22 protein-coding genes are annotated in these 20,594 nt (G+C 67.0%); 10 read left to right on the top strand and 12 right to left on the bottom strand.

Going from position 1 to position 20,594, the window contains the following annotated elements; translation table 11 throughout:
* The first annotated feature begins 54 nt into the window (after positions 1-54).
* From J2S97_RS08025 to J2S97_RS08010, 4 genes are all read left to right on the top strand, one after another.
* A complete protein-coding gene (locus J2S97_RS08025; RefSeq protein WP_307048154.1) occupies positions 55-804 on the top strand; it encodes a 3-hydroxybutyrate dehydrogenase in 750 nt (249 codons plus the stop codon).
* A 53-nt stretch (positions 805-857) separates the two neighbouring features.
* Entirely contained in the window at positions 858-1,229 is a 372-nt protein-coding gene (locus J2S97_RS08020) for a hypothetical protein (RefSeq protein WP_307048153.1), read from the top strand.
* Positions 1,226-1,564, top strand: a complete 339-nt coding sequence (locus J2S97_RS08015; protein WP_307048587.1) for a YciI family protein — start codon at positions 1,226-1,228, stop codon at positions 1,562-1,564. Before J2S97_RS08020 ends, J2S97_RS08015 begins: the two co-directional genes overlap by 4 nt.
* A gap of 93 nt (positions 1,565-1,657) precedes the next feature.
* Positions 1,658-2,128 carry a YybH family protein gene (locus tag J2S97_RS08010; protein WP_307048152.1) on the top strand — a complete coding sequence of 157 codons (471 nt, stop codon included), beginning with the start codon at positions 1,658-1,660 and terminating at the stop codon, positions 2,126-2,128.
* A gap of 56 nt (positions 2,129-2,184) precedes the next feature.
* On the opposite strand, the gene J2S97_RS08005 is transcribed toward J2S97_RS08010, so the two are convergent.
* Both J2S97_RS08005 and J2S97_RS08000 read right to left on the bottom strand, forming a co-directional pair.
* Positions 2,185-2,820: a LysE family translocator gene (locus J2S97_RS08005; protein ID WP_307048151.1), complete on the bottom strand. Its 636-nt coding sequence runs from the start codon at positions 2,818-2,820 to the stop codon at positions 2,185-2,187.
* 36 nt (positions 2,821-2,856) lie between these two features.
* A complete protein-coding gene (locus J2S97_RS08000; protein WP_307048150.1) occupies positions 2,857-3,135 on the bottom strand; it encodes a hypothetical protein in 279 nt (92 codons plus the stop codon).
* Between the two features lie 332 nt (positions 3,136-3,467).
* Here J2S97_RS08000 and J2S97_RS07995 point away from each other — a divergent pair, with 332 nt between their 5' ends.
* On the top strand, positions 3,468-4,280 hold the full coding sequence (locus J2S97_RS07995) for a hypothetical protein (protein ID WP_307048149.1): 813 nt from the start codon (positions 3,468-3,470) through the stop codon (positions 4,278-4,280).
* 28 nt (positions 4,281-4,308) lie between these two features.
* On the opposite strand, the gene J2S97_RS07990 is transcribed toward J2S97_RS07995, so the two are convergent.
* Positions 4,309-5,829, bottom strand: coding sequence for an amino acid permease (locus tag J2S97_RS07990; RefSeq protein ID WP_307048148.1), 1,521 nt, complete (start codon positions 5,827-5,829; stop codon positions 4,309-4,311).
* Positions 5,830-6,076: 247 nt separating this feature from the next.
* Here J2S97_RS07990 and J2S97_RS07985 point away from each other — a divergent pair, with 247 nt between their 5' ends.
* Positions 6,077-7,798, top strand: coding sequence for an HNH endonuclease signature motif containing protein (locus J2S97_RS07985; protein ID WP_307048147.1), 1,722 nt, complete (start codon positions 6,077-6,079; stop codon positions 7,796-7,798).
* A 7-nt stretch (positions 7,799-7,805) separates the two neighbouring features.
* On the opposite strand, the gene J2S97_RS07980 is transcribed toward J2S97_RS07985, so the two are convergent.
* Positions 7,806-8,723 (bottom strand): SDR family oxidoreductase, encoded by a 918-nt coding sequence (locus tag J2S97_RS07980; protein ID WP_307048146.1) that lies wholly within the window; start codon positions 8,721-8,723, stop codon positions 7,806-7,808.
* Positions 8,724-8,951: 228 nt separating this feature from the next.
* Between J2S97_RS07980 and J2S97_RS07975 the strand changes: the two genes are divergently transcribed.
* The 4 genes from J2S97_RS07975 (at position 8,952) to J2S97_RS07960 (ending at position 13,729) form a co-directional block, all read left to right on the top strand.
* Entirely contained in the window at positions 8,952-9,779 is an 828-nt protein-coding gene (locus J2S97_RS07975; RefSeq protein WP_307048145.1) for an IclR family transcriptional regulator, read from the top strand.
* Positions 9,780-10,010: 231 nt separating this feature from the next.
* Positions 10,011-11,738 carry a urocanate hydratase gene (locus J2S97_RS07970; RefSeq protein ID WP_307048144.1) on the top strand — a complete coding sequence of 576 codons (1,728 nt, stop codon included), beginning with the start codon at positions 10,011-10,013 and terminating at the stop codon, positions 11,736-11,738.
* Positions 11,735-13,327: a histidine ammonia-lyase gene (gene hutH, locus J2S97_RS07965; protein WP_307048143.1), complete on the top strand. Its 1,593-nt coding sequence runs from the start codon at positions 11,735-11,737 to the stop codon at positions 13,325-13,327. Before J2S97_RS07970 ends, hutH begins: the two co-directional genes overlap by 4 nt.
* A gap of 165 nt (positions 13,328-13,492) precedes the next feature.
* Entirely contained in the window at positions 13,493-13,729 is a 237-nt protein-coding gene (locus J2S97_RS07960) for a hypothetical protein (protein WP_307048142.1), read from the top strand.
* 63 nt (positions 13,730-13,792) lie between these two features.
* Here the strand turns inward: J2S97_RS07960 and J2S97_RS07955 are convergent, their stop codons facing one another.
* The 8 genes from J2S97_RS07955 to J2S97_RS07920 all read right to left on the bottom strand — a co-directional run bounded on the left by J2S97_RS07955 (position 13,793) and on the right by J2S97_RS07920 (position 20,507).
* Positions 13,793-14,029, bottom strand: a complete 237-nt coding sequence (locus tag J2S97_RS07955) for a hypothetical protein (RefSeq protein ID WP_307048141.1) — start codon at positions 14,027-14,029, stop codon at positions 13,793-13,795.
* A gap of 132 nt (positions 14,030-14,161) precedes the next feature.
* A complete protein-coding gene (locus J2S97_RS07950) occupies positions 14,162-15,175 on the bottom strand; it encodes a cation diffusion facilitator family transporter (RefSeq protein WP_307048140.1) in 1,014 nt (337 codons plus the stop codon).
* Positions 15,172-15,639, bottom strand: coding sequence for a transporter substrate-binding domain-containing protein (locus J2S97_RS07945; RefSeq protein ID WP_307048139.1), 468 nt, complete (start codon positions 15,637-15,639; stop codon positions 15,172-15,174). Before J2S97_RS07945 ends, J2S97_RS07950 begins: the two co-directional genes overlap by 4 nt.
* Positions 15,640-15,806: 167 nt before the next feature.
* Positions 15,807-16,667, bottom strand: a complete 861-nt coding sequence (locus tag J2S97_RS07940) for a phosphogluconate dehydrogenase C-terminal domain-containing protein (protein WP_307048138.1) — start codon at positions 16,665-16,667, stop codon at positions 15,807-15,809.
* A 1-nt stretch (position 16,668) separates the two neighbouring features.
* Positions 16,669-17,502, bottom strand: coding sequence for a sugar phosphate isomerase/epimerase family protein (locus J2S97_RS07935; protein WP_307048137.1), 834 nt, complete (start codon positions 17,500-17,502; stop codon positions 16,669-16,671).
* Positions 17,499-18,317 (bottom strand): triose-phosphate isomerase family protein, encoded by an 819-nt coding sequence (locus tag J2S97_RS07930; protein ID WP_373460520.1) that lies wholly within the window; start codon positions 18,315-18,317, stop codon positions 17,499-17,501. The genes J2S97_RS07935 and J2S97_RS07930 overlap by 4 nt, the downstream gene beginning before the upstream one ends.
* The gene (locus tag J2S97_RS07925) at positions 18,295-18,765 is read right to left on the bottom strand and encodes a ribose-5-phosphate isomerase (protein WP_028270688.1); all 471 of its coding nucleotides are present in this window, start codon (positions 18,763-18,765) and stop codon (positions 18,295-18,297) included. Before J2S97_RS07925 ends, J2S97_RS07930 begins: the two co-directional genes overlap by 23 nt.
* Positions 18,762-20,507, bottom strand: a complete 1,746-nt coding sequence (locus tag J2S97_RS07920) for a dihydroxyacetone kinase family protein (protein ID WP_307048135.1) — start codon at positions 20,505-20,507, stop codon at positions 18,762-18,764. The genes J2S97_RS07925 and J2S97_RS07920 overlap by 4 nt, the downstream gene beginning before the upstream one ends.
* Positions 20,508-20,594 lie beyond the last annotated feature (87 nt).

Genomic DNA, 20,594 nt, shown 5'->3' with positions numbered 1-20,594 from the left:
CGCTGGACTGATTTTCGCTGGACTATCGAATTTCTGGAATGTAGGGCTGAAATTATGGAAAACACTCTGAACGGCCGAAAGGCCCTCGTTACCGGCGGCGCCAGCGGGATCGGCGCAGCGAGCGTCCGTGCCCTGGCGGCACGGGGTGCGAAAGTGGTGGTGGCGGATGTCGACGAGGCCGGCGCCACCGCCCTGGCCGATGAAGTCGGCGGCACCGTGTGGGCCGTGGACCTGCTGGACGTCGAGGCATTGGGAACCCTCAGCCTCGACTGCGACATCCTGGTCAACAACGCCGGGATCCAGCGGATCAGCCCCATCCAGGACTTCGATCCCGCGGATTTCCGACGCATCCTCACCCTGATGCTCGAGGCGCCGTTCCTGCTGGTCCGGGCCGCTCTGCCGCACATGTATGCCAACGGGTTCGGCCGCATCATCAACCTCTCCTCGGTGCACGGAATCCGTGCCTCCCCGTTCAAGAGCGCGTACGTATCCGCCAAGCACGGCCTGGAAGGGCTGAGCAAAGTGACGGCGCTTGAGGGCGGGGAGCACGGGGTAACGTCCAACTGCATCAACCCCGGCTACGTCCGCACGCCGCTGGTGGAGGCACAGATTGCTGACCAGGCCAAGGTCCACGGCATCCCCGAGTCAGAGGTCCTGGCAAAGATCATGCTCACCGAATCCGCCATCAAGCGCCTGGTCGAGCCGGAGGAAGTCGCCTCGCTGGTCGCCTGGCTCGCCTCGAACGACGCCGGCATGGTCACCGGCGCCAGCTACACCATGGACGGCGGCTGGTCGGCGCGGTAACCGCCTTGGCAACGGCGGGCTTCTCGAGGTAGCCCGTTGCTATGGTTCGGATCATGAACGTTGAAGCTAAGGCACAGGCCGCCACTATCTCTTTGGAGGGCCGCGTGTTCAGCGGCGTCGAGAACTCCGCGACCGGCGAAGTGGGACAGTCCACCACATTCACCTATCACCAAGATGGCGAGGTGATTTGGGCAGAGTACGCCGGAGGAGCAGTGGTCCGTGGCTATCTCGTCGGCACGCGCCAAGCCGGGAAGCTTAACTTCCGCTATGCGCACCTCGCTACCAACATGGAAACCTCAACCGGAGTTTGCGAATCAGTCATTGAGGTCCTGGACGATGGCCGGGTACGCTTTCATGAATCATGGGCTTGGGAATCCCGGCCTGAAACTGGTAACAGCATCGTCGAAGAGTTGAAGCAGCCCTGACCAAGTACCTCATCTCCTTCCCGAGCGACGCCATGGTGCTCACCGACGAGGAGTTCCCGATCGTCGTCGCCGCATCCCACGCTGTGATCGAGGAGGCGAAGGCCTCAGGCGTCTATGTATTCGGCGGCGGGATCAAGGAGGAAGTCGATCCCGTGCTGGTCTCCGCCGACGGGTCGGTGAGCACCGAGATCTATCCCGGCAGCGAACTCAAGGGCGGGTTCACCGTGCTGGAGCTGCCGACGCGCGAGGACGCGGTCGAGTGGGCGAGAAAGATCGCGGTGGCCTGCCGTTGCTCACAGGAGCTCCGCGAGTTCGGGTACGACCCGGACAGCTAGCTTGTACCCGGCCGGGAGGATTGCTGTCGTTGCCCGGCACCGTGGACATCCCTGAACTGCGGTGGGACCATAAACGGACTTCGACTGACGCCGATGGCGGCGTCAGTGCCGGGGCAACCACGGGAGGAAAAGATGCCGGGGTCCGGGTTTGAGCAGGCGGTGGAGCTCTACCACCAGGCGCTGGATGCCTTCGTGCGGGGAGACGCCGGGCCCGATAAAAAGCTGTTTTCGCGGCGGGATGATGTCACGCTCGCCAACCCCCTCGGCCCGCCTGCCCGCGGCTGGAATGAGGTCGAGAAAACGATGGAGGCAGCGGCAGCCTTGCTCCGTGAGGGTGAACCCATCCGCTTCGAGCGCATCTCCGCGTACGTGGCGGAAGATCTGGGATACATCGTTGAAATTGAGCGCACCCGGGGAAAGATCGGGGCAGCTGCCGATGCCGTCCCACTGTCACTACGTGCGACCACCATATTCAGGCTGGAAGACGGGCAGTGGAAGATCGCCCACCGTCACGCCGATCCCATCATCTCCCCACGGCCCGTGGAGTCCATCGTCGGTGAATAGTCGCGCCACGACCGTCAACGCAGCCATGGCCCGCAGCGATGGTGCCCATGGGACATTTAGTTCTTATTACCTGTCAGGGCGAGGGTGCCGCCCAGGGCGATCATCATGGCTCCGCCCGAGGTGCTGAGCGTCGAAATGCGCCTGGGGGAGCGGGCGAACCACTGGCGCGCCGTACCTGCTGCGAGGGCCCAGACGCTATCGGAGACCAGTGCGATCATCAGGAACACCGCCCCCAGGATGGCCAGCTGCAGCGGAATGGCGCCGGAGGCGTATTCCACGAACTGCGGCAGCACGGCCACGAAAAAGACCAGCGACTTCGGGTTCGTGGCACCGACAACGAATCCTTCCCGGAGGACCCGGAAAGTCGAGGCGGAACGCGACGGATCGGCCGCCGTCGTATTTCTCCCTCGGTGCCTGATGGCCTGGACGCCGAGGAACACGAGGTAGGCGGCGCCGGCAAACTTCACGATGGTGAAGAGCACGACGGACTGCGCCAGCGCAACGCCCACACCGAGCGCCACCGCAACGATCTGGGGAATCATTCCCAGTGCGTTTCCCAGGACACTCAGCAGGCCGCCCTTGCGGCCCAACGCCAGGCTGCGCCCAATCACGAACAGAACGCTGGGCCCTGGGACGGCAATTAGGACAGCGGCGGCCAGCGCAAACGTCAGCAGGTTGCTCAGTGGAACCATGCCTGATTCTAGCGCTGCCGGCCGCGCGAGCCGGTGCTAGTCGGGCCGCCTCACCTGGCGGTAGTCGTAGTAGACGAACTCGGGAACGAGGTCGGGGTGGGCGTCGGCCGCCGTCCGCAGGCCAAGCGAGGAACCGCGGATCACCGCCACCACGCCAAGCCGGCGGCCGTTGAAGGGGTCGTCACCGAGGACAACGTCCCCAACCTTGAACGGCACAGTGGCCGTTCGCACTCTCTCCGCAGCATCGTTGAGCCAGCAGATCAGGCGTCGCCGGTCGCGGGGGAGGGCGGGCCGGGAGACTCGAAGATCCTTCATCAAAACCACTCCTTTGCAGTGCCTGGACCAGCAGGACTCGCAGGCGGTCCGGATGCTGCAACAAGGGGTTCAAATTGTCCGGTGTTCGCCTGCTGACCACCCTAGAAGCCAAACCCCACCCGTCGCATGCGTAACTCCTACCCCTTCTGTACCGTCGGACACTCGAAATTTTTGGCGGACTACTTGGCCGGTTTCCCCGGGACGGGAGCAGGTGGAAACCCGGAAGCGGACTGAGTGACTGCCTGCAAAGACGGGTAGGGCGCACCCGTGCGGGTACGCTGTGGCGGTCCTAGGCTCGGGGACTACGGCCCGGGACGTCGTTAGGGGCAGCTGTGCGAAAAAATTCATCCGGCAGGCCGGTACCGGGGCAGCTCGGGGTTACCGCCGCCACCGTTGCCATGGTTGCCATCGTGGTGGGCCTGGCACAGGTCCCCAGCGGAGCCTGGACGACGGCGGGCGGGCCGGCCCCGCTGACCCCGCCGGCTGCTCAGGTGCCCCCTGCTCAGGCACCGTCTGATTCCGTGCCGGGCTCCCCGCCACCGTCCGCCGGGCCGACGCCGACCGGTCCGGCACCCGCGACGGCAGACCCCGCCGGGACCACCCATGGGCCGGCTGGTACGCCAGTGCCGGGAGGGCCGACTGCGGACGGGTCGACTGCGGGCCCACCGCCGGCGGGCGAACCGCCGGGCGGGCCAACTGCGGACGGGTCGACTGCGGGCCCACCGCCGGCGGGCGAACCGCCGGGCGGCCAGCCGCCGTCGGCTGCGGCACCGTCAGCCGCGCCGCCGTCGTCGGCTGCACCGCCGCCGGTGGCAGCACCGCCGCCCCCTGCGGGCGAACCGACCGGCGCCGCCCCCGATGCTCAAACGGTCCAGCGCGTGACCGACAGCTGCAGCCGCCGCCTGCAGAGCGACGCGTCCAACTCAGGGATAGTCAGCGGAACTGTGGTGCCGCGGCCGTACTCGCTGGTTTCCGTGGAGTATGTCGGAAGCCCGCACCGGTCGACGGCGGCCCCCGGCCTGGAGTCGTACGACGTCGAACTCTCCGTCACCACACAGCCCTCGGACGGGCCGGCCCAGACCGACCGGCGCGTCTGCCGCGTCTATGACTACGATTCGCACGTCGACTGGCTCCCGGGCGGCTGACATCCCAGGGGTCACGGCACCGGCATCGTCAGCGGCGGGCTTCCACCACAGGGATCGACGCCGTCTCATCCACCAGTTCGGCGCGCGAACGGCCGGTGCCGCGGACCCACAGCCGGTACGCCAGTACCAGCACACCCAGCCAGACGGCACCCACATGGAGGGCAACCCGGGAGTCCTCGAACGCGCCCAGGATGACGATCACCATGGCCATGAAGGCGATGGTCAGGATGGAGGCCGCCGGCCACCACGGTGACGGGAACTCCGACGCCGGCAGGCCCTTGCGTGCAATCTCCCGCTTCATTGCCACATGGGACGCCAGGATCATCACCCACACCCAGACGGTGGCGAAGGTCGCGATCGAGGCGATCAGCAGGAACACGTCCTTCGGCATAACAGCGTTCAGGACCACGCCCACCAGCAGGACAACCGCCATCATCACCACGGTCATCCACGGCACCCCGTGGCGGGAGACCTTGCCGAAACTGGCGGGGGCGTGACCCTGCCGGGCCAGTCCGAAGAGGATGCGTCCGGCCCCGAAAATATCGCTGTTGATGGCGGACAGGGCGGCGGTAATCACCACGGCGTTGAGGATGTGCGGGGCGGCGGGAATGCCGAGGCCGCTGAAGATCTGGACGAACGGGCTGCCGTTGGTGCCCACCTCGTTCCACGGGAACAGGCTCATCAGCACGGCCAGGGTGAGGACGTAGAACAGCAGGACGCGCACCGGCACGGTGTTGACCGCCTTGGGAATGACCTTTTTGGGATCGGCCGCTTCGCCGGCCGTGACGCCGATGGTCTCGATCCCGCCGAAGGCGAACATCACGACGGCGAAAGAGGCCAGAAGCCCTTCGAAGCCGTTGGGGAACATGCCCCCATGCTCCACGAGGTTGCCGATACCCGGGGCCACTGTCGCCCCGCCCGCCTGGAAACCGAAGATGATAATGGCGGCACCGCCGGCGATCATGGCGATGATGGCCACCACTTTGATCAGCGAGAACCAGAACTCCAGCTCGCCGAAGACCTTGACGCTGAGCAGGTTCAGGGCCGCCAGGAAGAAAATGATGGCCAGGACCCAGATCCACCGCTCCACGTCCGGGAACCAGAACCCCATATAGATACTGAAGGCTGTGACATCAGCGATCGCGACGATGGCCATCTCGAAGACATACGTCCACCCGGTCACGAAGCCGGCGAGGGGGCCGAGGTAGCGGCTGGCGTACTGGCCGAAGGAACCCGATACCGGGTGTCGTACGGCCATCTCGCCGAGTGCCCGCATCACCATGAACACGGCCGCGCCGCCGATCATGTAGGCGAGGAGAACCGCCGGGCCGGCCTTCTGGATGGCGGAGGCCGAGCCGTAGAACAGCCCCGTTCCGATGGCGGAACCGAGGGCCATGAAACGGATGTGGCGGACATTGAGTCCGCGGTTCAGGACGGTCTCGACGGCGGTGCCGACGGTGCCGCCGATAGTGCTGTCGGACGTGCCGCCGATAGTGCTGGTGCTGTTTTCGGGGGCCCCCGGTTTGGCTTCTGTCTGGGCTTGTTGCATGCGAATACCTTCTCGTCATTGGGAGGGGGATCGCTATCCAGCAGATCACTTTGGCGCCGTACGTGATGAGACTCACGGCGGTTTGGTGTCTTTCATCTCAGACTGTGCGGCTCGCTTACGTGGTCTCAAGTTTGACGGGCGCGGAACTCGCGGCCCTCTGGGGTGGGCGCGAACGGGCAGTTGCGGCCCCGGGACCGCGACCCGCCGGGGGATCATTAATGTCAGTGCCTGCCGGGATGCTGTGGGTATGGAAAGCAGAGCCGTGGTGGGGGCGTTGGAGGCCGTTGAGGCCTCCGTCGCCGTGCTGGCTGGTGGGCTCCGCGGAGTTTTTGATGGTCCGGTCCCGGAGGGTGCTGACCCTCTCCGGGACCGGGTGGATGCGTGTTTGGACGGGCTGGCCGAAGCGACCCGTATCGAAGCAGAGATGGCCGCCCTGAAGGTGCACCTGACCGCCGAATACGCCGATGCGGCAACAGCGATGGCGGCGCCGGCTGTGTCTCCGCAGGAACGGACCGCCCAGGAGATGGCCATAACGGCTGAGGTCGCGTGCGTCCTGACGGTCAGCGAACGCACCGCCAATGCGCTCCTCTCCGAAGCGCACACACTCACCCGCACGCTCCCGCTGACGTTGTCCGCGCTGCAGGCCGGAACCATTTCGTGGCAGCACGCCCGGGTCATGGTGGACGAAACCGCTAACCTCGACCGTGCTGGCGCTGCAGCTTTGGAGGCGTATTTCCTGGACCCGGACGCGCCCGCTCCGGCCCGCGGCTGCCCCGCCGGGGAACTCGTCCCGGCGCGGTTCCGGGCGAAAGCCCGCACCTGGCGGGAACGGCACCACCCGGTCAGCATCGAAACACGCCATGCCCTCGGTGTCGCGGACCGGCGGGTGGAGTACATCCCGGACCGCGACGGCATGGCCTGGCTCTCCGCCTACCTTCCGTCCGCTACCGCTGCGGGGATCTGGGACCGCACCACCAGCGCCGCGCGAGCCCTCCCGGGCCCGGACGAGGCCAGGACCCTCACCCAACTCCGCGCCGACGTCGCCGCGACCTGGCTCCTCACCGCCGGCCGCGAACGAACCCCGGCGGGCACCGCGAACGGTGTTGCCAGCGGCAACGGCGTGGACCGCGGGCTAGACGGCAACGGCGTGGACCGCGACGGCCTTGTGCCGTTGAATGAGATTCCCTCACCGGCAGCGCAGGTCCTGATTACCGTTCCGGTGTTCTCGCTGCTGGGTCTGACCGAGGAACCGGCCATGTTGGACGGGTACGGTCCGGTGCCGCCGTCCGTGGGCCGTGCCCTGGTGGCCGACGGGGCGTCGTCCTTCCTGCGGGTGCTGATTGACCCGCGGGATGGTGCTCCGCTGGAGATCGGCCGGACAAGCTACCGCATCCCCAAAACGCTACGGCAATGGTTGCGTCTCAGGGACGGGAAATGCACGTTCCCCGGCTGTAACAACCAGTCCCTGGACAACGATGCCGACCACCTCCTCGCCTGGGCCCGCGGCGGGACCACCGGGATCAGCAACCTCGGCCAACCGTGCCCTAAGCACCACCGGCTCAGACACGCCACCGCATGGACACCAACCGGCGCCAACGCCCATGAACCGCCCGGCTGGACCTCTCCTACCGGACGCCGCTATCCCAGCGAACAACCCGACTGGGAACCGCCACGCTGGCCAGCCGCGCTCTTGGCCATGGCCAAGAGCCTTGACCCGGGCGCGTCCGCACGGCCCGACTACGATCGTGACCTTGCCTTGTCCGAATTTCCTGGCCGGGACCGGGACCTCGACTTGGGAATGCTCGACAACCTCCTGCCCGACGATCCGTTGCCGGATTGGGACTTGCCGCCCCAACCCCTCGACGACGCGCTCGCAGGGGATCCATTTTCTGACCTATGGCTCTTGCTGACCTCCGGGGCCTGCAAGGACTCCCAGGATTGCGCCGCGCCCGCACAGGCAGCGGCTTGACGGAGCCTCAGCGGTAGCCGGTGGCGTCAGCAGGGCGTCCGGCCTCCTGAACCTCCACCAGGTAACGCCAGCAGTCCGGCCGGGACCCGTCGGTGTCGGTGAAGCCGTACTCGAGCGCCAGGCCGCCGGAGGAGAAGGAGCCGCCGGTGCGCCGGTCCACGTCAGGGTCAGCCGCAAGGGCCGCCACGGCGCGGCCCACGAAGCGCGGGCTCTCGGAGATCGCGGCGAAGTGGGGCTGCCTTGCCGCGGCGTCCCGCCAGTTGGCCTCCGTGACGCCGAAATGCTCCAGCATCATTTCGGAGCGCATCCAGCCCGGCGTCAGCGCCACCGCGGTGCAGCCGAACGGCTTCAGTTCCTCCGCCTGGCTGAAGGCAAGCCGCAGCACTGCGTTCTTGGCCTGGTCGTAGAACGTCGAGACCCGGTAATGGTCCGCGTTGTATTCGCGGGTGCCGTCAGTCATTTCCACCACCAGGCCGCCGGGATGCCGGATCAGCAGCGGCAGCGCGAAGTGGCTGGTGATCAGGTGCGTATCGACAGCGGTATGCAGCATCCGCAGGCCGGAGCCCAGGTTGTGCGACCACACCGGAGTGTCCCATTCGATGAGGTTTTCCCCGCCCCAGATGTCGTTCACCAGGATGTCCAGGCGCCCCTGTTCGTCGTCGATCCGCTGCACGAGCGACTCCACCGCCGCCGGATCCAGGTGGTCCACGCCGACGGCGATGCCCACCCCGCCGGCCGCATTGACCTGGGAAGCCGTCTCCTCAATGGTCTCCGCCCGGCCGTAATCTGACCGTCTGCCCTCGGTGCTACGGCCGGTGCAGTACACGATTGCCCCGGCTTCGCCGAGTGCAATGGCGGTGCCGCGTCCTGCTCCGCGGGTTGCCCCGGCGACGAGGGCGACCTTTCCTGATGATGGCTTGGTCATAGCTGCGTTCCCCACCCTTGCGCTTCGGCCGCCACGGTGCGGCCACAGTCCGTGACCTCCATCGAAGCACTGGCCGCACGCCCCTTGAGGCAACGTCTGGTATCCCGGACAGCTATGTGGTTCCATGGCATGTCCGAGCAGCCCGGCAGGGCGCACGCTTAAGTACGGGATACCGGACACCTGCCCATCATCAGCATAAGGGTCCGGCCAGGAACCAATGGAGGACACATGGCGGACGATGAGGCGCGCGCACGGGCGACGTCAAAGACGGCAGCAAAGGTGACGTCGAAAGTCCCGGCGGCAGAAAACACCCTGCGCATCCTCAAACTGCTGGCCTCAAAGCGCGGTCCCATGGCGGCGTCGAACATTGCCACCGCCCTGGGGCTGCCGCGCTCAAGCGTCTACCACCTGCTGGGCGTCATGGAGGCCAACGGCTTCGTGATGCACCTCCATGAGGAGCAGCGGTACGGACTGGGGATCAGCGCCTTCGAACTCAGCTCCGCCTATTCGAGGCAGGAGCCGCTGTCCCGGCTTGGCCGGCCGATGCTGGCCTCGCTCGTGGACGTCATCGGCGAAAGCGCGCACCTGGCGGTGCTTCACGGCCGCGACGTGCTGTACATCGTGGAGGAGCGCGCCAAGAACCGGCCGTCCCTGGTGACCGACGTCGGCGTCCGGCTGCCCAGCCATCTCACCGCCAGCGGGCGGGCGATCCTCGCGGCTTTGCCCAAGTCGCAGGTCCGCGCGCTGTACCCGAATGCCGCGGCCTTCACGGCCCGGCATGAGGTGGAAGGCGCCATCATGAAGTACTCGGCGCTGTCCTCGCACCTGGACCAGGTCCGGCAGCGCGGCTATGCCACCGAACACGGCGAAGTGACCCCCGGTTTCGGCTCGATTGCCGCCGCAGTGACGGACCATGTGGGATGGCCGACGGCGGCGGTCGCCGTGACCTTCCTTGAGGACAAACTCCCGGCGGACCAGTGGCCCGCCCTCGCCGCCCGCGTCCGGAAAGCGGCGGACGAACTTTCCGTACGCATCCACGGCCGCCCCGCCCAGTAGTTCCGGCCCACCCGCGTCCTCACCCAACTGACTGGCATTTGACGTCGTCAAACCGGCTTTTCGCGACGTTAAATGCGAGCTAGTTGGGGGCGGGAGGGTGCGTCTGGAATCCCGGACAGCACTCCCCGGCAGGCACTGTTTCCGCCCGTCCGGACAGGCTTTAGTGGATACAGAACTTCAATCACCCCGGCAACCGCCGGACGAACCGTCAAGCACACGAAGGAGCCCCTCATGGCACCCGCCGATTTCACAACCGGTGCCCGCCCGGTCAAAGCAGCCCGCGGTACCGAGCTCACCGCCAAGTCCTGGCAGACCGAAGCCCCGCTGCGGATGCTGATGAACAACCTGGACCCCGAGGTCGCCGAGCGCCCCGATGACCTGGTGGTCTACGGCGGCACCGGCCGGGCGGTCCGGTCCTGGGCGGCGTTTGATGCGATCACCCGCACCCTGGAGACGATGGAAAAGGACGAGACCCTGCTGGTCCAGTCCGGCAAGCCGGTCGGTGTGTTCCGGACCAACGAATGGGCCCCGCGGGTGCTGCTGGCCAACTCCAACCTGGTCGGGGACTGGGCGAACTGGCCCGAGTTCCGCCGGCTCGAGGCCGAGGGCCTGATGATGTACGGGCAGATGACCGCCGGGTCCTGGATCTACATCGGCACCCAGGGCATCCTGCAGGGCACCTACGAAACGTTCGCCGCGGTCGGGCGCAAGCTCCAGGGCGAAGGCCGCATGGCTCCCAGCACGGGAACCGAAGGACCCCTCGCCGGGACCCTGACCCTGACCGGGGGCTGCGGTGGCATGGGCGGGGCCCAGCCGCTCGCGGTCACCCTGAACGACGGCGCCTGCCTGATCGTTGACGTCGACGAGACCCGGCTGCGCCGCCGCGTCGGCAAGCGCTACCTGGACGAGGTCGAAACCGATCTTGACACCGCGATCGCCAAGGTCCAGAAGGCCAAGGACGACCGGCGCGGCTGGTCCGTGGGCTACGTGGGCAACGCCGCTGAGGTCTTCCCCGAACTCCTGCGCCGCCACAAGGCCGGCGAGCTGAGCATCGACGTCGTCACCGACCAGACCAGTGCGCACGACCCGCTGTCCTACCTGCCCGAGGGCATCACCGTGGACGAATGGCACACCGAGGCCGCCGCGGACCCGGAAGGCTTCACCAAGAAGGCCCAGGCCTCCATGGCCCGGCAGGTCCAGGCCATGGTCGAGTTCCAGGACGCCGGGGCCGAGGTGTTCGACTACGGCAACTCCATCCGCGACGAGGCCCGCACAGGCGGCTATGACCGGGCGTTCGAGTTCCCCGGCTTCGTCCCTGCCTACATCCGGCCGCTGTTCTGCGAGGGCCTGGGCCCGTTCCGCTGGGTCGCGCTCTCCGGTGACCCCGAAGACATCGCCGTGACCGATGCGGCGATCAAGGAGCTCTTCCCGGAGAACACGCACCTGCACAAGTGGCTCGACGCCGCGGCCGAGCGGGTCGAGTTCGAGGGCCTGCCGGCCCGGATCTGCTGGCTCGGCTACGGCGAACGCGCCAAGGCCGGGCTGCTCTTCAACCAGCTCGTCAAGGAAGGCAAAGTCAAAGCCCCCATCGTGATCGGCCGCGACCACCTCGACTCCGGCTCCGTCGCGTCCCCCTACCGCGAAACCGAAGCCATGGCCGACGGTTCCGACGCGATCGCCGACTGGCCGCTGCTCAACGCCCTGCTCAACACCGCCTCCGGCGCCACCTGGGTCTCGCTCCACCACGGCGGCGGCGTCGGCATCGGCCGCTCCATCCACGCCGGCCAGGTCTCCGTCGCCGACGGCACCGACCTCGCCGCGGAAAAGCTGGCACGCCTCCTGACCAACGACCCCGGCATGGGCGTCATCCGCCACGCCGACGCCGGCTACGACCGCGCCCTAGAGGTCGCCAAAGAACGCGGCGTCCGCATCCCCATGAACGAAGGAACCACAAAGTGACCATCACGACCCACGAACCGCTCACCGTCACCCTCGGCTCCAGCGGCGTGACCCCCGAGGACGTCGTCGCCGTCGCCCGCCACGACGCCAGGGTGACCATCTCCCAGGAGGCCCTGGACACCGTCGCCAAGGTCCGCGCCCACATCGACGACCTGGCCCACAGCGAGGTCCCGGCGTATGGCATCTCCACCGGCTTCGGAGCCCTGGCCAACCGGCACATCCCCAACGAGCTGCGCACGCAGCTGCAGAAGTCGCTGATCCGCAGCCACGCCGCCGGCATGGGCCCGGCCGTTGAACGCGAAGTGGTCCGCTGCATCATGTTCCTGCGTGCCAAGACCCTCGCCTCCGGCCGCACCGGCGTCCGCCCTGTCGTCCTGCAGACCATGGTGGACGTGCTCAACGCCGGCATCACGCCGGTGGTCCGCGAATTCGGCTCGCTCGGCTGTTCCGGCGACCTCGCCCCGCTGTCCCACTGCGCCCTGGTGCTGATGGGCGAGGGCGAAGCCACTGGTCCGGACGGCACGCTCTACGGCGCCGCCGGCACACGGCCTGTGGCCGAACTCCTCGCCGGGCACGGGATCGAACCCGTCACGCTCGCGGAGAAGGAAGGACTGGCGCTCGTCAACGGCACCGAAGGCATGCTGGGCATGCTGCTGATGGCCATTGCGGACATCCGCCAGCTGCTCACGACGGCGGACATCACCGCCGCGCTCAGCGTCGAAGCGCTGCTCGGGACGGACCAGGTCTTCCTGCCCGAGCTGCACGCCGCGCTCCGCCCGCACCCGGGCCAGGCCGCGTCTGCGGACAACATGCTGCGGGTACTGTCGAATTCTCCGATCGTGGCGTCGCACCGCGTGGGCGATTCCAAGGTCCAGGACGCCTATTCGCTGCGTTGCGCACCCCAGGTGGCCGGTGCCGTCCGCGACACGGTGGACCACGCGGCGCTCGTCGCCTCGCGCGAACTCGCCGCAGCCATCGACAACCCCGTGGTCCTGCCGGACGGCCGCGTCAGCTCCAACGGCAATTTCCACGGCGCTCCGGTGGCGTACGTGCTGGACTTCCTGGCGATCACTGTGGCTGACCTGAGCTCCATCGCTGAACGCCGCACGGACCGCATGCTGGACCCTGCGCGTTCACACGGGCTGCCGGCCTTCCTGGCCGCGGATCCCGGCGTGGACTCCGGCCTGATGATTGCGCAGTACACGCAGGCGGGGCTGGTCTCGGACAACAAGCGGCTTGCGGTCCCGGCCTCGGTCGACTCCATCCCGAGCTCCGCCATGCAGGAGGACCACGTCTCCATGGGCTGGCACGCGGCGCGCAAGCTTAGGAGGGCCGTGGAGAACCTGCGCCGCGTCCTGGCAATCGAGCTGGTGACCTCGGCGCGGGCCATCGACATGCGGACCCAGCTGTCCGGCGGGGAACTGACTCCGGGGCCGGCCGGAACCGCAGTCCTCGCAGCGCTCCGCAACGTGGTGGACGGCCCGGGGACGGACAGGTTCCTGTCGCCGGAACTGGAGGCAGCCGACCGGCTCGTGGCGTCCGGCGAGGTCCGCGCGGCAGCCGAATCCGCCGTCGGAATTCTGGCCTAGAAATGAATATTGTGCACCAGAGATGACAAATTCCCGGCGCCCCCGAAATACTTCGCGACACAACAGGCGGGGGCCCGGGAATTGTAGTAGAACTAAAGATGTAGTGATGAAGTCCACACCAATGATGTTGTGGCAAAAGAACATATACAAAGGGGTAGAAGTTCAATGAAAGCACGGGGGACGGTTCTGTCCAGGCGGATGGCATTTGCTGCCACGATTTCCGATTGGAGAACCCTCAAAGCAGGCGAACGGGTCGAAATCCTCAAGCATGCGCATGTGGTGGCCGCAGGTCAAGTTGAGGAAGTTTCCGTAAGCGGAAACGTGCTGTGGCTGGTGCCCTCGAGCCCGTCGGAATCCCAGCTCTTTATGAAGTCCGACGGCGTCCACGTCCGCAGGACATAGGGGGCGCGGACATACGCGCAGGTACACAAGGCTGGGACATAAGGCAGGAAATAAGCCGCGGAGTTAGGCGGCGATGTCCTCGTAGGTTTCACCGAAGGGGACCGACTCGTCCAGTGCCACGGTGTACGCACCGGGCTCGTGGCGGGTAACGCGGATACCGCAGTTACCGTCCTCGACGGCGGCTTCGATGAGTTCATTGACGGCGCTGTCCAGCCCGTGGTGGACCTCTTCGGCAGTCGAAAAGGTCAGTCGAACGGACCGAACGTTGCTGGTCTGGGATTCCATGATGGCTGAGCTCATTGCAGGACTTTCTCTAAACTGTTTGCCGGATGGCCACAGACCAGTCTACCGCCGTTGTCAAAAAACGTAAGATGTCTGGCATTTGTCCCGCAGGGTTTCGGGTCCACCGAAGCCCTGCGGGACAGTCGTTTTTCAGCCTTCCCCGCCCGAAGCGGGCACCCCGGGCAGGAACTCCGAGGGCAGTTCGGACACCGGAATAACCACCATGTCCTGGACCTTCCAGTCCAGGTCGATACAGGCCTGTCGGGCGTCCTCGAGCTGCTTCATGGACGGCATGTGCCCGTCCGCCGGGACCACGAACGATTCGACGTGGAACACGTGGCCTTCGTCGCGGATCCGGGACTTGGCGGTCCCTGTCCACTCCAGGCTGGAAAGGTAGTTGTCGATCCGGCCGCCCAGCGGGTGGGGTTCGGCGTCGTCGAAGGTCCTGGCCCGTTTGTCCATCAGCGCGGAAACGGCCGCACGCGTGTTGCGGATGCCGTCATGGAGGATGCTGGCTGAGATCACCAGGGCGGCCACCGCATCCGCCCACCACCAGCCGAGTCCGATCCCCGCCACGCCCACAGCAGCCGCCAACGCGGTCATCCAGTCGGCCTTGTTCATGTCGGCGTCCGCGTAGAGGACCTTGTCGTGCAGCTTCTCGGCCAGTTTCATCTTCACGTGGCCCAGATAGACCGGCGGCCCTGCCGTCAGGAGCATGGCAAAGATCATCACCCAGCCCAACCATATGGTCTGCCCGAACAACTCGAAGCCGCCAATCGTCGGGTGCTCGGCGGTCAGCAGGCCGATGCCTGAATCCACAATCAGGTAGGCGCCCATCACGGTAAGGGCAACGGCAGCCACCACATGCGCGATGCCCACCGCCCGGTGGAAGCCGTACGGGTGTTCCTCGCTCGGGCGCCTGCGGATGGCGCGGGAGGCGACCAGGAAGGACAGCGGCGGCAGGAACGACAGCAGATCTTCCACCCAGGCGGCTTTCATGGCCTGCGAATTGCCCAGGACCACATAGACCAACCCGGTGGAGGCGGCCAGGAAAGCCAGGGTGATCCACTCAAACTTCACGGCCCTGCGCAGGGCAGCCTGCTGTTCCTCCGGCAACGTGGTGTGGCCGAAGCGGACCGGCCCATGGGTCACGGAAGACCTCATTTCGCAGCCTCCGAAGCCATGAGGAACCTGTCCAGCTCGAGCAGGAACGAGTTTTCTCCCTTGGGTACGAGCATCACGTGTTTCCGTCCCTGGCCGCGGCTGTCGACGGATTCCGCATAGACCCGGGTGAGGCCCGCATCCTTTTCCCACGGGGTTTTGTCGTGGAGGCCGCCGATCACCAGGTCCAGCTCGCCGTGTTTGAGGCCTTCGGCCAGCACATGTTCGGTGCCTTCGGACCACTCGATCTCGGCGCCCAGTTTGGCTGCGAACGCGCGGACCAGGTCCGGCTCCCTGCCTTGGGGTTCTCCGTTGGCCGTGAGGCTGACCCACTCGCCGTTGTCGCTGGCTCCGACCCTCAGGGTGCCGCCGGTGACGCGGTCGAGTGTTCCGTCCGGATCGGCGGGGAAGGAGGTCCCGCACGCCGTCAGGGCCAGCGCACCGGCAAGCATTGCTGCTGCCATCATCCGGGGAATCTTCATGCTGTCCTGAACCTCCGCCAAGTAGTTGCCACTGTCATTAGACAGCCTACTTACGGTTGGCGGATAGGAGGGGCAGTGCTCCCTCACGCAACTGTCCCCGCGCCGCGTGTGCGGTGCGGGGACAGGTTCCCGGTTCTGGTTGCGGAACCGGCTTAGCGCTTGACGGAGTCCAGCTTCAGCATCTTGGCGATGACGCCGTCCAGCTCGGAGTCGTCGAAGATCTTCTTCCAGTCGTCCTTGATGATGGTGTCCTTGCCGTACTGGATGGCGATTTCGCAGGCCTCCGAGAACGGGTTGGAGCCGCGGAGGGCGTTGGTCAGGGCGATCTGCACGTGGCCGAACAGCATGGCCTTGGCTGCCTCTTCCGGGACGCCGGCGGTGTGCACGGTCTCGTGCAGCGCCTCGTTGAGCAGGGTGCCGATCATGCAGGCCACGGTTTCCACCAGGGTGGGTTCGAGGATGGCGAGTTGCTTTACCGTGACCCAGTGCACGTCGATGACGGGGGCGTAGATGGTGCGGATGACGGCCTCGGCGGAATCGCGGGTCCCTGCCGGTGCGTCCTCGTCGATCGCGGCAACCACGTTCTGCGGGGCGCCTTCGCCGCCGAAGGTGTCGGCCCATTCCTCTTTGGTGGTGCGCTCGAGGAACACGGACGGGTGGCACGGGTGCGCCACGGCCTGGACCACGTCGTCGCGCTTCGCCAGCAGCCCGGCGTAAGCGGCGGCCGGGTCCAGGGTGAGCAGGATCGCGCCGGCCTTCATCTGGGGGACCACGCCTTCGGACACAACGCCCAGGACGGTGTCGGGGACGGCGAGGATCACTACGTCGGCGCCCTTGACGGCGTCGTCGGTGGAGGTGAGCTCGCGGCCTTCGGTTCGGACGCGGTCCTGGCCTGCGGGGGAGTTCTCGCTGTAGAACACGGTGTGGGCGCTCTTCTGGAGGTTCCGGGAAACGCGCATTCCCATTTTGCCACCGGCTCCGATGACGGCGACGGTCAATTGTTCTGCTGACATTTCACTTGCTCCTTAGGAAATCGATGCTTTGCTGGGTCCACTGGTTTTCGAGGCGGATGGTTTCCGCCTCTGAGTCCTGCCACGGCAGCCAGTGTTCGACGATCTGGTTGATGTTTCTTTCTTTGGGCTGAAACTTCCCGGCCATGTAGTCATAGTCGAGAAGGCCTTCGCCGAGGGGAGCGCCGGAGTACGTGAACCCGACCCATCCCTCCTTGCGGCTGAACGCAAAGTCTTTGATGTGCATGTTGAGGACGTAAGGTGCGACGGCGTCAATCACCTCACGCGGCGGCTCCAGCGCCGCGACCGTGTTGGCCGGGTCGCTGCAGACGCCCAAATACGGGCTGTCCACGCGGCGGATCACGTCCAGGATCCGGGAGGTGGGGACCTGTTCGTAGGTTTCCACGGCGATCTTCACCCCGGCTGCCTTGAATTCCGGCAGGACCTCGGTGAAGATTGCTGCTGCCTCGTCCGCCGTCGGGGTGTGGCCCGGGACGTTGAACATTGTCCGCAGCAGCGGCGATCCGAGGATCCCCGCGATGTGCAGGAACTTGCGCAGGTGCTCGGGGCGGATGCCCTTGGTGCCCAGTTCCAGCGCGACGCCAAGCCGGTCCGCGGTGGCCCGCACGGCTTCCAGTTCCGCGTCGGTCATGGATTCCAGCGGGGCGTAGTCGCAGATCTGGAAGAGCTCCACGCCCAGGGCCGCGGTCCGCTCCAGCGCCTGGTGGAGGCTGAGCGGTTCGGAGACCTTGTCCGAGAGCTGCCAGAAAAACGCGTAGCTGCTCAATCCAATCCTTGAGCCCGATCCGATCCGTGAGCCCTGGCCGACGCCGCTCATGCGGCCACCTGCTTCGAGGCCAGCCGTGCGGCAGCCTCATCCAGGATGGCCTTGAGCGCCTTCGGATCGTGGGCAAAGCGGCCCAGGAACAGGCCGGCGACGGCCATGTCGAGCTGGCTGATCAGGCCGGGGCCGGCGCTGCCGCCGTAGATGACCCGGCTGTCGGCCTGGCCGGGCAGGGAGCGCAGGTGCGCGTCCAGCCCGGCGATGACCGCGCTGATGTACTGCGGGGTGGCGGGTTCGGGTGCGCCGATGGCCCACTGCGGCTCGTACGCCACGATGGTCCGGCCGGCGGGTCCGAGGGACTGGGCCCGCACCAGGGCCGCATCGATCTCGGCGCTGCAGCGGGTCACGGCTTCCTCCACGGAGCCCTGCACCAGTTCACCGACGCACAGGACGGGGGTCAGGCCGTTGCGGTAGGCCGCAGCGGTCTTGAGCCCGATGATCCTGTCGTCCTCGCCGAAGATCCGGCGGCGTTCGGCGTGGCCCACTTCGGCGTACCGGCCGCCGAGTTCGGCAACGGTCTTGCCGCCGACCTCGCCGGTGTAGGGTCCTTCGTCTTCCCAGAAGATGTCCTGGGCGCCGGCGGCTGCCCCTGCGGTCCCGAGGAGGCGGGCCGCTTCGGGCAATACCGGCAGGGTGGGCAGCACGAACAGTTCGATGTCGCCGTTCTGGACCGCCGGGTGCGCGAACGCGATGGTGGCCACTTCGCGGCAGTATTCGAGCGTGCGTTCGTAGCCGAAGTACATCTTCAGGCTGACGCCGATGATGACCTTGGGTTTTGTTGCTGTCTTAGCAGGAAGTGACACCTTCATAGTCCTTAATCAGGGTGACCTTTTCGGCCGATGCGGAGGTCTCGTCAAAGGTGTAGGTGAGCCATTCGCGGGCGAGCCGGCGGGCCAGTTCCAGTCCGACGACGCGCTGGCCGAAGGTAAGGACCTGGGCGTTGTTGCTCAGCACGGAGCGTTCCACCGAGAAGCTGTCGTGCGCCGTGACGGCACGGACTCCGGGGACCTTGTTCGCGGCGATGGCCACGCCGAGCCCGGTGCCGCAGACCAGCAGGGCACGGTCGGCCTTGCCGGCGGCGATGAGTTCGGCGGCGGCGATGGCCACGGACGGGTACGGGGTGTGGCTGGTGGCATCGACCCCGACATCGGTCACGGATTCGACCAGTTCGGAGGCCTCCAGGTCAGCCTTCAGGGCTTCCTTGTACTCGAATCCGGCGTCGTCGGCTCCGATAACCAGGCGCAGTTTGGCGCTCATGCTTTCTCCTTAATGGTTGTCTGTTCGATGAGGGTGTTGTGGATGGCCCGGACGATCAGGGCCATGGATACCGCTCCGGCGTCCGGGGTGCCCAGGCTCTTCTCGGCGTGCGGGCGGGCGCGGCCCATGAGGGGCAGCAGCTGGGCGGTGTCTTCGGCGGCCTGCTGAGCAACGGTGGCGGCGGCGCCCCAGGCCTCCGTGAGGGACAGCCCGGCATTTACTCCGGCAGCCAGGGCGTCGCGGAACGGGACGAGGACGTCCACCAGGGTCTTGTCCCCGGGTTTGGCCTTGCCGAAGTCCATGATCGCGGCCGCGGCGCCGGCCACTCCGGCGGCGACTGCTCCGGCGTCGGGGGCTTTGGTGTCCCCAACCGCGTCACCGACGGCCCGCAGGGCCATGCCCCAGAGGGCGCCGGACGTGCCGCCGGCCTTGTCGGCCCAGGCGTCTGCGGCGAAATGCAGGGTGGTGGCGGCCCCGGCACCGCGGGTTACGGCGTCGCGGGCGGCGTCGACGGCGGCACGGACGCCGCGTTCCATACCGATGCCGTGGTCGCCGTCGCCGGCGATGGCGTCGATCCGGCCGAGTTCGTCGGCGTTGGCATCCACCACGGCCTTCGCAGCACCGAGCGCTGCGAGGATCCGGACGGCGCCGGCGCGGGACTCCGTCGTGGCGTCAGGAATGGAGAGTTCGACGTCGGCCAGCTCGCCGCCGTCGGACGCCTCCAAAGCAGCGGCGGTGACAGCGCCGCGGCGGAAGGCCGGGGCATCGGCGGGAGCATTCCAGAGGGTCTCGAGTTCGTCGTCGAGCCAGAAGAGGGTGAGGGAGGTGCCGGCCATGTCGAAGCTGGTCACGAGTTCGCCCACCTGCGGGTCCACGGCTTCCAGGCCGGCTTCGGCCAGGAGCTGGGCGACGCGGCGGTAGACGACGAAGAGCTCTTCGTACTTGACGCTGCCCAGACCGTTCAGGATGGGGACCACACGGGCGCCGTTCAGGTCGACTCCTTCGGGGACTTCGGTGAGGAGCTTGGAAACGAGCAGTTCGGCGAGTTCGTCCGCCGTCGGGATGTCATCCTCGCCGATGCCGGGTTCGCCGTGGATGCCCATGCCCACGGCCATCCGCCCCTCGGGGACGGAGAACAGAGGGTGGTCGGCGCCCGGCAGGGTGCAGCCGGTGAAGGCGACGCCAAACGAGCGGGTGCGGTCGTTGGCGCGCTCGGCGATGGCGACGACGTCGTCCATGGAGTAGCCGGCTTCGGCGGCTGCGGCGGCCACCTTGAAGACGGTCAGGTCCCCGGCGATGCCGCGCCGCTTGGTGCGTTCGGCGAGCGGCGCGGAGGAGACGTCGTCGGTGACGGCGATGCTGCGGCAGTCGATGCCTTCCTTGCGGAGGCGGTCCTGGGCCTGGTTGAAGTGCAGGACGTCGCCGGCGTAGTTGCCGTAGCCCAGCAGAACGCCGGCGCCGTTGTTGGCGGCTTTGGCCACGTTGAAGACCTGCTGTGCTGAGGGGGAGGCGAAAAGGTTGCCCATGGCGGCGCCGTGCGCCAGGCCCTGGCCCACCAGGCCGGCGAAGGCCGGGTAGTGGCCGGAGCCGCCGCCGATCACGAGCGCCACCGTGTCCGGGGTGCTCTGGGTGTTACGGACAACGCCGCCGGAGACGCGCTTCACCCAGCGGCCGTGGGAGGCGACAAAGCCTTCGATCATCTCGTCAGCGAAGGCTGCTGGTTCATTGAACAGGCGGGTCATGGGGAGCTCCTGGGCCTAACTACGGGGAAGTCGGTTCGGGGTGCGGGGTGGGGTTGGCGGCGGCGGTGAGCGAAATCGGTCTCGACA

The organism is Arthrobacter oryzae (genome assembly GCF_030812315.1).
GTDB classification, from domain to species: Bacteria; Actinomycetota; Actinomycetes; order Actinomycetales; family Micrococcaceae; genus Arthrobacter; species Arthrobacter oryzae_B.
This window is presented reverse-complemented; position numbering and strand designations above follow the sequence as displayed.

What these genes read in the sequence shown, in the direction of transcription:
- J2S97_RS08025 (WP_307048154.1), top strand. Translation starts at nt 55, where the DNA reads ATGGAAAACACTCTGAACGGCCGAAAGGCCCTCGTTACCGGCGGCGCC.
- J2S97_RS08020 (WP_307048153.1), top strand. Translation starts at nt 858, where the DNA reads ATGAACGTTGAAGCTAAGGCACAGGCCGCCACTATCTCTTTGGAGGGC.
- J2S97_RS08010 (WP_307048152.1), top strand. Translation starts at nt 1,658, where the DNA reads ATGGCGGCGTCAGTGCCGGGGCAACCACGGGAGGAAAAGATGCCGGGG.
- J2S97_RS08005 (WP_307048151.1), bottom strand. Translation starts at nt 2,820, where the DNA reads ATGGTTCCACTGAGCAACCTGCTGACGTTTGCGCTGGCCGCCGCTGTC.
- J2S97_RS08000 (WP_307048150.1), bottom strand. Translation starts at nt 3,135, where the DNA reads ATGAAGGATCTTCGAGTCTCCCGGCCCGCCCTCCCCCGCGACCGGCGA.
- J2S97_RS07990 (WP_307048148.1), bottom strand. Translation starts at nt 5,829, where the DNA reads ATGCAACAAGCCCAGACAGAAGCCAAACCGGGGGCCCCCGAAAACAGC.
- J2S97_RS07985 (WP_307048147.1), top strand. Translation starts at nt 6,077, where the DNA reads ATGGAAAGCAGAGCCGTGGTGGGGGCGTTGGAGGCCGTTGAGGCCTCC.
- J2S97_RS07980 (WP_307048146.1), bottom strand. Translation starts at nt 8,723, where the DNA reads ATGACCAAGCCATCATCAGGAAAGGTCGCCCTCGTCGCCGGGGCAACC.
- J2S97_RS07975 (WP_307048145.1), top strand. Translation starts at nt 8,952, where the DNA reads ATGGCGGACGATGAGGCGCGCGCACGGGCGACGTCAAAGACGGCAGCA.
- J2S97_RS07970 (WP_307048144.1), top strand. Translation starts at nt 10,011, where the DNA reads ATGGCACCCGCCGATTTCACAACCGGTGCCCGCCCGGTCAAAGCAGCC.
- J2S97_RS07960 (WP_307048142.1), top strand. Translation starts at nt 13,493, where the DNA reads ATGAAAGCACGGGGGACGGTTCTGTCCAGGCGGATGGCATTTGCTGCC.
- J2S97_RS07955 (WP_307048141.1), bottom strand. Translation starts at nt 14,029, where the DNA reads ATGAGCTCAGCCATCATGGAATCCCAGACCAGCAACGTTCGGTCCGTT.
- J2S97_RS07950 (WP_307048140.1), bottom strand. Translation starts at nt 15,175, where the DNA reads ATGAGGTCTTCCGTGACCCATGGGCCGGTCCGCTTCGGCCACACCACG.
- J2S97_RS07945 (WP_307048139.1), bottom strand. Translation starts at nt 15,639, where the DNA reads ATGATGGCAGCAGCAATGCTTGCCGGTGCGCTGGCCCTGACGGCGTGC.
- J2S97_RS07940 (WP_307048138.1), bottom strand. Translation starts at nt 16,667, where the DNA reads ATGTCAGCAGAACAATTGACCGTCGCCGTCATCGGAGCCGGTGGCAAA.
- J2S97_RS07935 (WP_307048137.1), bottom strand. Translation starts at nt 17,502, where the DNA reads ATGAGCGGCGTCGGCCAGGGCTCACGGATCGGATCGGGCTCAAGGATT.
- J2S97_RS07930 (WP_373460520.1), bottom strand. Translation starts at nt 18,317, where the DNA reads ATGAAGGTGTCACTTCCTGCTAAGACAGCAACAAAACCCAAGGTCATC.
- J2S97_RS07925 (WP_028270688.1), bottom strand. Translation starts at nt 18,765, where the DNA reads ATGAGCGCCAAACTGCGCCTGGTTATCGGAGCCGACGACGCCGGATTC.
- J2S97_RS07920 (WP_307048135.1), bottom strand. Translation starts at nt 20,507, where the DNA reads ATGACCCGCCTGTTCAATGAACCAGCAGCCTTCGCTGACGAGATGATC.